This window comes from Streptosporangium canum (genome assembly GCF_900113865.1).
In the GTDB taxonomy this organism is placed as follows: Bacteria; Actinomycetota; Actinomycetes; order Streptosporangiales; family Streptosporangiaceae; genus Streptosporangium; species Streptosporangium canum.
In genome coordinates, this window is sequence record NZ_FOQY01000046.1 from 1 (window position 1) to 12,131 (window position 12,131).

General features: G+C 70.7%; 15 protein-coding genes. 4 read left to right on the forward strand and 11 right to left on the reverse strand.

Annotation, left to right across the window (positions count from 1 at the left end; genetic code table 11):
• Positions 1 to 16: 16 nt before the first annotated feature.
• The 4 genes from BM085_RS38505 to BM085_RS38520 all read right to left on the reverse strand — a co-directional run bounded on the left by BM085_RS38505 (position 17) and on the right by BM085_RS38520 (position 3,033).
• Positions 17 to 763 (reverse strand): hypothetical protein, encoded by a 747-nt coding sequence (locus BM085_RS38505; protein WP_093891707.1) that lies wholly within the window; start codon positions 761 to 763, stop codon positions 17 to 19.
• Between the two features lie 50 nt (positions 764 to 813).
• Entirely contained in the window at positions 814 to 1,353 is a 540-nt protein-coding gene (locus BM085_RS38510; RefSeq protein ID WP_093891708.1) for a hypothetical protein, read from the reverse strand.
• A gap of 214 nt (positions 1,354 to 1,567) precedes the next feature.
• Complete coding sequence (locus BM085_RS38515) at positions 1,568 to 1,915, reverse strand: hypothetical protein (RefSeq protein ID WP_093891709.1); 348 nt, start codon at positions 1,913 to 1,915, stop codon at positions 1,568 to 1,570.
• Entirely contained in the window at positions 1,915 to 3,033 is a 1,119-nt protein-coding gene (locus BM085_RS38520) for a tyrosine-type recombinase/integrase (protein WP_093891710.1), read from the reverse strand. The genes BM085_RS38515 and BM085_RS38520 overlap by 1 nt, the downstream gene beginning before the upstream one ends.
• Positions 3,034 to 3,464: 431 nt before the next feature.
• Between BM085_RS38520 and BM085_RS38525 the strand changes: the two genes are divergently transcribed.
• From BM085_RS38525 to BM085_RS38535, 3 genes are read left to right on the forward strand one after another with little or no spacing between them, the layout of a single operon-like run.
• Entirely contained in the window at positions 3,465 to 4,001 is a 537-nt protein-coding gene (locus BM085_RS38525) for a TIGR03086 family metal-binding protein (RefSeq protein ID WP_093891711.1), read from the forward strand.
• Positions 3,998 to 4,330 (forward strand): ArsR/SmtB family transcription factor, encoded by a 333-nt coding sequence (locus tag BM085_RS38530; protein WP_093891712.1) that lies wholly within the window; start codon positions 3,998 to 4,000, stop codon positions 4,328 to 4,330. The genes BM085_RS38525 and BM085_RS38530 overlap by 4 nt, the downstream gene beginning before the upstream one ends.
• Positions 4,323 to 4,724 carry an SRPBCC family protein gene (locus BM085_RS38535; RefSeq protein WP_093891713.1) on the forward strand — a complete coding sequence of 134 codons (402 nt, stop codon included), beginning with the start codon at positions 4,323 to 4,325 and terminating at the stop codon, positions 4,722 to 4,724. The genes BM085_RS38530 and BM085_RS38535 overlap by 8 nt, the downstream gene beginning before the upstream one ends.
• A 322-nt stretch (positions 4,725 to 5,046) precedes the next feature.
• Here the strand turns inward: BM085_RS38535 and BM085_RS43855 are convergent, their stop codons facing one another.
• Genes BM085_RS43855 through BM085_RS43865 form a run of 3 tightly spaced genes read right to left on the reverse strand, consistent with a single transcriptional unit; the run spans position 5,047 to position 7,792 of the window.
• Positions 5,047 to 6,612: a relaxase/mobilization nuclease domain-containing protein gene (locus BM085_RS43855; RefSeq protein WP_143121262.1), complete on the reverse strand. Its 1,566-nt coding sequence runs from the start codon at positions 6,610 to 6,612 to the stop codon at positions 5,047 to 5,049.
• Positions 6,609 to 7,316, reverse strand: a complete 708-nt coding sequence (locus tag BM085_RS47615; protein WP_425443294.1) for a plasmid mobilization protein — start codon at positions 7,314 to 7,316, stop codon at positions 6,609 to 6,611. Before BM085_RS47615 ends, BM085_RS43855 begins: the two co-directional genes overlap by 4 nt.
• Positions 7,316 to 7,792: a hypothetical protein gene (locus BM085_RS43865; protein WP_143121264.1), complete on the reverse strand. Its 477-nt coding sequence runs from the start codon at positions 7,790 to 7,792 to the stop codon at positions 7,316 to 7,318. Before BM085_RS43865 ends, BM085_RS47615 begins: the two co-directional genes overlap by 1 nt.
• A 367-nt stretch (positions 7,793 to 8,159) precedes the next feature.
• On the opposite strand from BM085_RS43865, the gene BM085_RS38550 reads away from it, so the two are divergent.
• Positions 8,160 to 9,086: a tetratricopeptide repeat protein gene (locus tag BM085_RS38550; protein WP_093891715.1), complete on the forward strand. Its 927-nt coding sequence runs from the start codon at positions 8,160 to 8,162 to the stop codon at positions 9,084 to 9,086.
• 242 nt (positions 9,087 to 9,328) lie between these two features.
• Here the strand turns inward: BM085_RS38550 and BM085_RS38560 are convergent, their stop codons facing one another.
• The 4 genes from BM085_RS38560 to BM085_RS38575 form a co-directional block, all read right to left on the reverse strand.
• Entirely contained in the window at positions 9,329 to 10,417 is a 1,089-nt protein-coding gene (locus tag BM085_RS38560) for a site-specific integrase (RefSeq protein WP_093891716.1), read from the reverse strand.
• 218 nt (positions 10,418 to 10,635) lie between these two features.
• Positions 10,636 to 10,866: a helix-turn-helix domain-containing protein gene (locus tag BM085_RS38565; RefSeq protein ID WP_093891717.1), complete on the reverse strand. Its 231-nt coding sequence runs from the start codon at positions 10,864 to 10,866 to the stop codon at positions 10,636 to 10,638.
• Entirely contained in the window at positions 10,820 to 11,710 is an 891-nt protein-coding gene (locus tag BM085_RS38570) for a hypothetical protein (protein ID WP_093891718.1), read from the reverse strand. Before BM085_RS38570 ends, BM085_RS38565 begins: the two co-directional genes overlap by 47 nt.
• A gap of 69 nt (positions 11,711 to 11,779) precedes the next feature.
• Positions 11,780 to 12,109, reverse strand: coding sequence for a trypco2 family protein (locus tag BM085_RS38575; protein ID WP_093891719.1), 330 nt, complete (start codon positions 12,107 to 12,109; stop codon positions 11,780 to 11,782).
• Positions 12,110 to 12,131 lie beyond the last annotated feature (22 nt).

Here is a 12,131-nt window from a genome sequence, read left to right on the forward strand (position 1 = left end):
GCCGGCGACGCGAGCCTCAGCTCTGCGGCGGGCCCATGAAGTGGGCGAACTCGGCATCGCTCATGGCCGGTACCGGGCTGGCGACGGTGAATCCCACACCCGGCGAATCCGGCCTTTCGACATCCGCCGGAAAGGTGGCGCCCGCGATTCGTTCCATCAGAGTGGCGCAGGCGTACTTGTGCCGGGAAATGGTGCGCCGACCCGGCTTCAAACTCCTGCCGGACTGCTGTGTCGCGACCGTAAGAGGGCTGAAGTCCAGGTCGTGCAGGTAGGTGTCGACCGCCCCGGTATTCCAGCCGCAGCGGACGGACGGGTCGGTTCTGTCGAAGTCATAAGGGTCGAACCCGACTTCCAGTCTCCCGTTCGCGGCGTAGGCGAAGTAGGCCAGCAATGCGCCCGCCGCGTGCCACGGGTCCATCCTGGAGTAGGTCTTCGTCCACGGGGAGAGCGAGATTCCCCACACCAGGCAGACGGCCAGGTGGCCATGGCGTGACAGGGCGCTCATGACCTCTTGGCGGGCACATTCGTAGCCATAGTAGGGGTGCGTGATCAGGGTCCCGTCGCCCCAGCGGATGATGGTGGCGGTGCTCGAGTCGAGAGCCTCCGGGGAACGGTAGTCCACCGCCAGAGGGACTGCGCCGATCAGCGACGCGACAGTCCCAATGTCGTCGTGGGTTGTGAACGTGATGCAGAAATGCTCAGTCACGGAAAAATCCACTGTCACGCGCTCCACTCCCTGGACCGTATCGTCGTGCTTCATCATGCCACCCACCGCAGGTCCGAAAATTGGGGTACATGACCTGGATGCTGGCTCTATAAAATCTCGGCGTTGGGACGTGGCCTCCCTATCTGATTGCTACTCCGCTGCTCAGAAAGCCGCCGTTTGCCTACGTTGGGACTCTCACGCCAGGACTCCGTCGCCACGTGCGTCCCGAGTACCGTCTTGATCCGTGTCGCCTCGGGGTCGGTGTCGTGGGATTCGGGCGTGCTGCCGTGGAGCGTCCAGCCATGCTTGACCGCGAAATGGCTGATCACGGCTCTGAGCCCCTCGATGCGCTCGGCGGCGTCCGGCCCGTAGATGCTGATGGTGGTGGCGGATTCGGCGGCCTCGAAGATGGTGCGGCGCCGTTCGACGGCGCTGCGGGCGGCGGCGTGGATGCGGCCGCGCAGCCGGATCGCCTTGGCCGGGTCGCTGATGCCGTCCAGGCCGTCGATGGTGAGATAGCAGGCGTCCGAGCTGGTGGGGGCGGGCGGGGCCGCGTCCTGCAGGGCGGCGCGCAGCCGGGCTCGGTCGGTGCTGGACAGCGGCCAACGCCCGAGCAGGTCGGGCCAGCCGTCCGGCCGGGTCGGCACGGTGGAGACGGGGTCCGCTGCGGCCGCCTCGGCGCCGTCCGAGGCGTCGGCGGGATCGCTCGACGTGGGTGGTCAGCATGACCAGCATGCTGATCGGCTGCCAGGTCGGTTCCTCCTGCAGTTGCCATGATGCGCGCCCTTCGCGGTGTTCTGCCGAGGCTTGGGTCAACGTAACGACGCCGTGCCCGCGCACGCAGGACAACGGCCTCGGCGGTCAGGTGCCGCCACCCGCTGTATCTTCAGCGCTGACCTGGTCCGGTTTGGGGGTGAACAGCTCCAACTGCTGGCTGGCGGGGTCGGTGTGGGTGAGTTTCAGGCAGCGGCGGCAGGTGACCGGGCCCCGGTCCGGATGGGCCGCGGCGGGGTCCCAGCCGCTGACGCCGACCATGCAGGCCGGGCCGGGCATGCGCTCGTCGGCGAACCAGCGGGTCATCGCGACCTCGTGCACGATGCCCGACGACCGGACCCGCAGGTTGGAGCCGTCGGCGTAGGCAGCCCGCGCCGCGGCGGCGATCGTGGCCAGCGCCTCCTGAACGCCCGGCGTCGGCGTGGCGTTCTCCATCAGGCACCTCCGCCGAGGATGGACGCCATCCGGTAGGCGGCGTGGGAGTCCAGCTTGCGGCGGCCGCGGTTGTAGCGCTGGGTGGTGACCGGGGAGGCGTGCCCGAGCAGCTCCTGGACGTCGGCCAGCGGCACCCCGGCATCCAGGGCTGCGGTGGCGGCGGTGGCACGGGCGGTGTGCGGGGTGAGCTTGGTGTGGTCGACGCCGGCGGCGGTCGCGGCCCGGCGCAGCGCGGTGGTCATCCGCCAGCGGTCGAACGGCCGCCCGTCGGCCCGGACGAACAGCGACTCGCCCGGGGAGCGGTCAGCCAGCAGCGGCTGCAGCAGGGCGCGCACCCGCGGCGGCACCGGCATCCGGTCGGTCTTGCCGCCCTTGCGGCGAAACAGGATCACGGTGTGCCCGGCGTCGGCGGCCACCGAGCCGACGGTGAGGGCGACCAGTTCGCCGACGCGGACCGCGCACACGCTGAGCAGCGCCACGGCGGCGGCGTCGGCCGGGTAGGCGGCACTGATGGTCTCGGCGCCGTCGACCAGGGCGGTGGCCTCCTCCACGGTGCGGGCCGGGGTGGTGCCGACGGTGGAGACCTCGGGCCGCTCCACCGGGTCGGCGGGATTGACCGCGACGATGCGGCGGCGGGTGGCGTAGCCGTACAGGCTCGACAGGCTCGACAGGCGCCGGGCCACGGTGGAGGCCGCCAGCGGCGTGCCCGGCCGGGCCAGGCCGGCGCGCGCGGTGCCGGTGGCGATGGTGTCGCGGTAGTGCGTCAGATGATCCTCGGTCACGGCCAGCAGCCCCACGCCCGGGGCCTCCGTCTGGAGCCAGCGGACGAACGCGGCGACATCGGCCAGGCGGGCCCGCCGGGTGGTGACGGCCTTGCCCGCCTTCAGCCACGCCGCCACGACCGACCACTCTGCGTGGGGGAGCGCGTCGACGTCGTCGACGTCCGCGCCCGGCACCTCGCCGCCGTCGCCTTTGCGGCGCCGCGGCCGCAGGCCGGCGATGTCGCCCACGGTGGCCACCATTGGCTCCGGCACGGCCACCGCCGTGGCGAAGAGACCGGCGGCCGCCGGGACGCTGGCGGTGGGGCGAAGGATCGCGCTGGGGATGATCTCGGTCACGCCGGTAATGATCTCACGGCGATCTCACATAATAGGCATTGTGTGAGATGAAAATCGGGCTGGGCCGAGGATGCCGCTGACTTCGCCGGGATGCTCCACGTCGACGCTGGCGAAGCGATATCCGTTGGATTTTCCGCCGTTGCTACCGGGACCCCATTACGAGTCAACGGCGGGGGCCAGGTCGGCGGGCTTACGCGCCGGTCAGGCGGTAGATGCGGTTCGGAGATGTGATCGCGTAAGACGGTGTTGCTGTACGGCACTGCTGTACAGCAACGTCGTCCGATGGCTCATCTCGCCGTCGTCGGCAGAGAGCCGGTTGGCGAGGTTGCGCGCGTCCATGGTTCCTCCGACGCCGGGACACGTCCTACCTCGTCGGTCCGTCTACAAACAACCAATTGACTTTTGTACAAATCGCTGTTTGTGTATGAGCCATGCTCATCACCGACACCCCCGACCTGCTCGACGAGGGCCTGGCGTGGACGACGGCCCGCATCGCCGCCGTCCCAGCCGATGCCCTCGATGCCCCCACCCCCTGCGACGACTGGGACCTCCGGACGCTGCTCAACCACACCGTCGAGACCCTGGCGATCTTCGCCGACGCCCTCGACGGCGGCGGCGCCACCGCCACCGGACCATGGGACGCCGCCATGGCCGACCTCGCGGCCCGGACCCAGCTCGCCTGGCGGCAGCCCGGCGTGATGGACCGCACCTACGAGCTGCCGTTCGGGACGATGCCCGGGCCGGTCATGGCGTCGGCGACCCTGCTCGAGGCCGTCGTCCACGGCTGGGACATCAGCCAGGCGAGCGGCGAAGCGGCGTCCATCCCGGAGGACCTCGCGCTCGCCGTCCTCGCCTTCGCCCACGCGGCCCTCGGGGAGGCGCAGCGTGGCGACGCCTTCGGCCCGGCGCTCGACATCGGCGCAACGTCGTCCGAGCAGCTCATCGCCTACCTCGGCCGGACGCCGTGAGCGCCGCCACCGCCGAGGTGCTGGACAGCACCCTTCGGGCGCTGGCCGACGGCAACCGCCGCGCCATCCTGAGCATCGTTCGGGACGGACCTCGGGCGGTGGGCGAGGTCGCCGAGGCGATGGCGATGAGCCAGCAGGCCGTCTCCCACCACCTCCGGGTGCTCCGGGGGGCCGGGCTCGTCACCGAGACGCGGGAGGGCACCCGCCACCTGTTCGTCGTGCGCACCGACGGCTTCGCCGCCGTCCGCCAGTTCCTGGAGGGCTTCTGGCCCGATCACCTGGCCGCTCTCAAGGCCGCCGCCGAGAAGACCGCGAGGACCAATGGCTGAGTTCGCAACCTCCATCGACATCGAGGCCCCGCCCGAGATCGTGTTCGACCACCTCGTCACGGTCGACGGGATGCTGGCGTGGATGGGCCAGCGCGCCGAGCTCGATCCCCGGCCGGGCGGCGTGTTCGCCGTCGACATCGACGGGAACCCGATCCGCGGCGAGTTCGTCGAGGTCGACCGGCCCCGCTCGGTCGTCGTCACCTGGGGCCTGGAGGCCAACGACGTCCTCCCCGCCGGATCGACCGAGGTGGCGTTCCGCCTGACGCCGACGGCCACCGGCACGCGGGTCGACCTGACCCACTCGAACCTGCCGGAGTCGCAGGTCCCGCCACACGCCGAGGGCTGGCTGCACTTCCTCGGCATCCTCGCCGAGACAGCGGCCGCCGCCGCCTGATCGATCAGGTCGGCTGGGGCTCCCGGGGTAGGCCGAGGGGTCCCGGTAGCACCGGCGGAAAATCCAACGGATATCGCTTCGCCAGCGTCGACGTGGAGCATCCCGGCGAAGTCGGCGACATCCTCGGCCCAGCCCGCCGCATCCACCAACCGGCACACCAGCCATGCGACGTCCTCACATCAGAGCAGGCCAGGGGCATTTCCGTTGGATTTTTCGCGATTACTACCGGGACCCCCTGTGGTGTTTCCCGCGTGTTGTTCGTGGTCTTCGCTGTGTGGTTCTGGGTGTTCGGTTCTTCGTGATCTGCTGGGTGTCGTGGTGGCTATCGGCCCCGGCCCCGCTGCGGTCCACCCCGATCCTGATCGCGGCGCGCTGGGCGTCTGGCCCGCGTGGCCGGGTCGGTCATGCGCGGGCCGATCGGCGGAACGGGCGCGCTGGGCGATCGCAGGTGGGCTGCGAGTTCGCGGGCGCTGGGCGGCGGATACGCGGCGCGCACCCGGGTCAGGCCCGCCTCCAGTTCGGTGGCCAGGCGCGGCCGCTCGGCCTGCTGCCACAGGCCGATCGTGTGCGCCAGCGCCACGACGGCCGGCAGCAGCAGCTTTATCTCTGGGGAAGTGGGGGCGTGCCGGATCACCATCGCGACCCCGCGCAGATCGGCCAGGCCGCCGCGCCGTACCAGGCGACGGTCGGGGTGGGCGGAAGTTTGCGCGGCGCGTGCCAGCAGGTCAGCCGTCGTGGTGATCGGGCCGGGACTCTCCTCCTCCAGGCGGGCCGACAGCCCGGCCATCAGCGCGGCGGCGTGCCGGGCCGCGCTCGACCACAGCGCCGCGTCCTGGGCGCGACTTTGGCCGAGCTGGGCGGTGACGTCCTCGACCCGGGCGACGGCCTGGCGCCACACCGCGCCCTCGTAGACGGGCCGCTCGGACGCCTCCTTGGGGCCGGCGACATCGGCGCCCCGGCTCCACTGCGCCAGCGCCTTCGCCGAGCTCTGCGCGGTGGGGGCCGGCCAGTATTCACGCGGCCGCGGCAGGCTCAGGTCGGCCGCGAGCCGGCCGCCGCCGAACCACACCTGTTTGACCGCTCCGGTCCCTCGGGCCGCTCCGTCCGACGCATCTGCTTCGTGGCCGCGCAGGGCGACGCTGTAGCCGACCACCTCCTGGCCGCCGACGCTGTAGCGGGCCCTCACCGACAATCCCGAGCGGCGGGCCCGACGCACGAACTCCGCCTCATCCCCTGAGACCAGGGCGCACGAGCGCACCAGGCGGGCGATGCGCTGGCGCTCGGGCAGACCGCCGGCGCGCATCCGCTGGTGTTCGGCCTTGGAGTAGCCCGGCATGCCGCGGCCGGCCCGGCCCTCCACCACCGCCGGCCCGTAGCGGCGCTCCATGTCCGTACACACCCGGCTCATCGCGCGCCGGTCGTTCCAGGTGGAGGCGAGCGTGCCGTCTTCGCGCACCAGATTCACCATCAGGTGGATGTGCTCGTTGCCGCCGACCGAACGGCCGTGATGCACCGCGATCCACCGGCACGGCGCCCGGCCCTCCGCCTCCTCGAAGCCCATCCGGCCGATCGCCGTGCGGGCGACCTCGGCCCACTGCGCATCGGCCAGTACCTCACCGGGCGGCAGGGAGATCGCGCAATGCCACACCCACCCGCCCGGCGGCGCGACGCCGAGCAGGATCCGGTGCGAGTCCATGTCACGGCCCAGCGCGTAGATCGCATCAGCGTCGGCGACGTGATCCAGCCGCGCCCCCTCCTCCAGCCCCAGCGTCACATCGGCCGCGATGATCCGCTGGTCGGTGTGCTCTTGGCTGGAGCCGGGCCCGAACAGGTAGCGCACCAGCCCGCCGGGACTGCTGCCGCGCTGGGCGGAGATGAAGTTGTTCACCGGCCCCAACCCCCGCCCTGGTCCTGGTCGACGTCGACGTCGACGTCGACGTCGACGTCGAGACCGGGATCGCCACTGTCTTGGGAGCTGTCGGCCGCGCGGCGGCCGAACGGCAGGCCGAACTCGCCGTAGACGGCGGCCGCCGCGTCCAGCCTTTCCAGAAGCCGCAGCGTCGCGGCCATCGTCGCCTCCAGCGACGCCGGCACCGCACCCGTGGCAGAGGCGACCTCGGCGAGCTGGTTGAGAGTGACCCCCGCGGCCGCCACCAGCCGCCGCGCGGCCAGCAGCTCCGCGGCATTGGCGCGCAACTGGCTCGCGGTCGCCGCATCCCCGGCGAGGCCCGCCTCCACCAGGAATCGCGGCACGCTCACCCCCGCCTGCCCGGCCCGTGCCTCGATGACGGCCTGCTCGGCATCCGACATCCGTATCGAATGCTTGTGCGGCCGCCCGCCCCGCTGGCGCTGCTGCCGCACCGGCGACCTGCCCTCGCCCTGCCCTCGATCGTCTTGTGCTTCTGCCGCCACCCGGCCTCCCCCAGCGGAGCGACCCGCCCCCTGGCGGGACATCTCCTCTCCGACGATAGGAGAGAAGATCAACAGGGCGAAAGCCCGCAAAGTGATCCGGCGCCGGACCATATATCTTGCTGCTTCCAAAAACGGCGTCGGACAGCCGAAGCCACCCAGACCCCGATGGTCGAAAGCCATCAGCGCCGGGGGACCTTACGCTGCAGGCGCTCCAGGCCGCCCGGGTAGGCGTCCGCGAGCGCGACCACAACGTCGGCGAGCACGCCGTAGAGCTTGGAGTGCTGCCAGTGCTGGCGACCCAGATCGCCCGCGCGCAGCTGCTCGGCGAGCTCGGTGAGTTGTTCCAGCCATTCCCACGCGGTGGTCGGCTCGCGCGGCGTGCCCTGCACGGTGACGACATGGATCTCGGTAACGGTCTCCCGGATCACCTCGCGCATCGGGAGCTGACGCAGACCGGCGGCGATGTCGCGCTGCAGACGCCTTTCCGCCGAGCGCACTTCCCAGGCGCGGTTGCGGCACGCCTTGGAGCAGTACTCGGCCGGTCGGCCCCGCCCGGTGTAGGGCACCTTGGCGCCACACCAGGGACAGGTACGGCTCTCCACACGCTGGCGAACATGCCGCGCGACGACCTGGGGAGGCGGGTCATCGGAGCGCATCGGTGCCCTCCTTTCGTCCCGGACGCATGACGATGCCTTAGCACTGTCAAGTTCGAAAGTTCATTTTGTCTGAAGGCTCTTCGGTTTGAACTGTCGGGTATTCGTCTGTTCCTGATGAGTTTCTTCCTAGAGTTCAGATGTCGGTTGCAGTTGAAGCCGTCGGTGTTCTCGTGTTGGTATCGGTGTTCAGGTTGAGTTGTCCGCCGATGAAGCCCTGCCGACGTTCGAGGGCGCGCACACCGCCCTGACTACGGCATCGGCGCGGACTATCCGGACTACTACCGCTGATCCCAGCGATGCCGGTCCCCGCTGTCCTGGCGTAGCGTTCACCGGGGAATCGCTACGACTCAATGGCAGAATTCGGCCCATGCCCGCACAAGATCCGCGCATCCACCTACTGCAGGCCGGCCGGTCGCTCGCCGAATGCGAGTTCCTGCTTCGGCAGTTCGGCGGCGAACCGGCGGTCCCTGGCCTGATCGCCCAGGCTCGCCACCACTGCGACCAAGCCGAGCAGGGAATGCACGAAGACGCCGAGACTGCCGCCACCCTCGCGATCCTGCGTGCGGTGGCCTCGACCTTCGCCCTTCGGCAGGTGGTGCTGTCGAACGTGTGCTGCGATTTCGACGATGACGACGGAACGCTGCTCAACGGGTTGGGAAAGCATGACAGCAAGGGCGTGAGCCGTCCGCTCGCCGAGGAAGCCGTCCTTGCCGCACAGGCGGCCCTTGTCGCGGACCCCCACGATGCCCTCATACCGCTCTATCTGGGCCATGCCCTCACCTGGACGGGCGACCAGAACGCCGCAATCGCCGCCTACCAGGAAGCCCTACAGCGCGCACCCGACGACCATTGCGCCCGTTCCGCCCTCTCCTACCTTCATGCTCCGCCCGCTAAAGAGCCTCAGAGCGAGACGAGCCACCCCCGCCACGCCTTTGCGCTACTGCGCAGCGCCTACTGGATCAACAACAACGAATCGGAGGACGCCCTCTTCTTGTTCACCTCCATCGCCGACGTTCGCACCCACCTGGCCGCCGTCCTCGGCCCCCACACCAGCTCCCGATCCCCCTACCTGACCGGTGAAGACCTGGACGATGAGGGTGCGGAGCTGGCCCTGCACATCCACCGCCCCGGCCACTCCATTACCAAGTACGACCTGAACGCTCGTCTCCACGAGAACACCGAGACCACGTCCATCGACTGGACCGGCGTCCCAGTGGACGAGTTGCTGGAACCTCCTCTCCCACTCGGCCGCCCCCTTCGCCTCCACTCCAGAGTCTGCTTCCCCCACGACTGAACCCGGGGAAGAAAACGGGCGGGCCGCCTTCCTGACCGCTCTTCACCAACCCGCCCCCGAACAGGCGCCCGCCGGCTGCTTTGACCGCGGAGAGTCCCTGACCGGCTCCTCCGAGGGGTTCGCCCAGCAACTCGCCTCGGCCCCCGACCTGGGACTCATCCCCGACCCGGACGCCGTCGGCGCCGTCTGGGAAGACGCTGCCGCGCCCGATGGGCCTCTCATGCGGAAGGGACATCAGATCATCAATTGATCTTGTTGTCATTCTCGTGCTGATCTTCGTTGATGAGTCGGCGTGCCTGTTCGGCGTAGCGGATGGCGGTGCTCTCCTCGATGCCGAAGACCACGGCGAGATGGAGCGCGTCCGGGCCCCGGTTGAGCGCCTCTTCCAGGACACGGTCGGCGCGTAGATCGTCGAGCCGGACCTGGTGCCGGACAAGCAGGTGTTGCTTGAGGTAGTAGGTGCTGACGGGCTTGACTCCGGCAGCGGTGAGCCGGGAGAGCAGGACGTGCGGGTTGGCGGTGTGTGGCCAGCACCGGCGACGCTCGGCGAGGTAGTCGCGCAGGGCGTCGTGGGTCAGCTCGTCGAGGGGGCGGGCGAGGCCGTCGAGGATGATGCGCCGGTTGGGCAGGTCGATATCATCGAGGGTGAGCAGGCGGATCGCCTGAGGGCGAGCGGCATGGATCGCGGCCAGGGCGACGATCAGACGCAGCGCCGGTGTGACGGCGGCACTGGCGGCGGTTTTGAGCGTCAGTTCATCCAGCGGCAGGCGCTCGGGGTAGGGGTGGGCTCCCGGGTGAAGCTGGGTGGTGGGGTTAGTGAAGATCCGCCGATGCTTGGTGGCGAAGCGGAACAGCGACTTCAGCGCGGTGACGGCGTTGCTGAGGCGGCTCCCGCGCAGCGCCTCGACGGCGGCGTGGACGTCCTTGCGCGTGACCTCGCGTAGGTGTCTGCGGGTGGGAGCCCAGCTCTCCAGGATCGGCTGGACGGCTCCCAGGGAGACGTACAAGGTGGTGTCCGAGCGCGGGCGGGTGCGGGCGTCTCCAGCGTGCAGCCAGCTCAGCCAGTCGCGGACGTCGGTCTGGAAGCCTGTGGGCAGCGTGCTGGTGCGCCGGTCGATCCAAGCCAAGATCGCTTTGGGACGCTGCTCATGGAGTAAGCCGAGCTCGGCGAGGATCTCGGCGGTCTGCTTGATGCTGCGGCCCCGGCCGCGCGGCAGGTCGAGCTGGGCGTAGGTGACCGGTTCGTCAGCGGGATGTTCGGCCAGCAGCAGGACCAGGGTTCGTTCGACGGCGGCGAGGACATCGCGCGACCAGCCGCGTTCCTCGCGCACCTGCGCAGCTCGCTGACGTGCCTGGGCGAGCACAGGGTTGTCAGGCGCGAGACGCGTTCGGGTGCGAGGTTGCCGGGGCGAGCTCTGCCCGGAGGAGACGCGGTCGCGATGGGCGCGCTTGCGGCATGCCGGGCCGCAGTAGACCGGGCGGCGGCCGACGCCTGTGTAAGCGACAGGCTGACCGCAGCTCGGGCATGGGGCCGGCGCGTCGGCGCCACTCACCGAGGCGGCAGCGAGCGGCCAGGGCGCGGCCGTGGGGTGACGGCAGGGCCGGCGGCCGTCCGGCCGTCGGCGCTGGCTGCCTGGTCCTGGTCGTGCTGGACGGGTTGCGGCACGCTCTCGGGCTCGCGGAGCAGCAGCTCGCCCACCTCGCAGCCGAGCGTCGCGCAGATCACTTCCAGCTCATCGAGCTTGATGCTGGCCGGATGTCCGGACCACAGGCCCGACATCTTGCCCGCGCTGACCGCCGACGGCGTGCACCAGGCACGCGCCGAACCCCGGCCACTCCACCCAGGAGTGCAGGCGGGTGAGGATCTCCTCGCGACCGTGGAAAGGCACCACCTGCCGATGCGATTGCAGCAGCGCCGCCGGAGACGCCGCCTGCACACCCGTAGGCTCGGCGGGCTCGGCCAGGTGCTGGTACTCGATCGGCTCCAGCACCTCATCGGCCCGGCCGGTGTGCTCAGCCAGCACCCGCCGGAAAGCCGGGTCGGCGAACAGCACATAGGCCGGCACCGCCTCCAGCCGGGCATGCGCCAGGCGCGCCGGATCGGCGGTGATCACCCCGGCCAGCAGGTCGCCGCATGTCAGCGCGGCCCCGGACATGCCCTCCCACGGCGAGGAACCATCCGCGCTCGTCTCGGGCGGGTGGCCGTCCAGGGTCATCACATACCGGTCGCCGACGTAGCGGTCGCCCGGGTTCAGTGTCCCGGCGGGCTGCCACAGCTCCGCCGCCCGGTCCTCGCGCTGGGCGAAGGCGGGCAGGCCCCAGCTCTCGCACCGGATCCCCGGCCGGTAGGTGATGGTGCGGCCCCACCGCACCGCCCCGCCCTCGGGCGGCTCCCACGCCGGATCGTCGACGGCCACCAGCGCGGCGTCGTCGCGGCCGCCGGGCATACCGGCCCACACCACCGCGCCGCCGTACGTCCCGGCCCGGCCAGGGTGGAAGATCCGTACGGCGGCGCCGACCGGGCCGGTCACGTGCGCGGACGTCAGCACCAGACGCGGCGCGACCACATACCCCGCCCCCCGCCCACCGGGGCGGGTGACGCCGACGACCCGCCGCACCTGCATGCCCTTCCGCCTTCCTACTGTCGGCTGTGCGTTGTGGTGCTGCCGTACCGGCCGGCCCGCCGCCCGATGTCAACGGCCGAGATGTCCCGTCACCTCGCCCGGCTCGTCACCGGGCCCGGACCCGCCCCTGATGAGCAGGTCGGCGCCGTCGCGGTGCTTGGGTGTGAGGGTGACCTTGACCTTGTGCGTACGACCGCGGGCGACGCCCGTCTCGGCGTCGGCGGTGATCACCCACGCCTTGAACCCGCCCTTGGCCTTGGCGTCCACCTTCAACTCCACGGTGAACTCCAGCTCGATCGGCCCCACGGTGAAGGCGATCTGGCTGCCCGCCCCGCGCACCGCCGCCGCCAGCAGCTCGTCCCGGACCGCCTCGACCGTGTCCGCCAGCTCGATCTCCACCACGCCTCCTCAACCCCGTGCC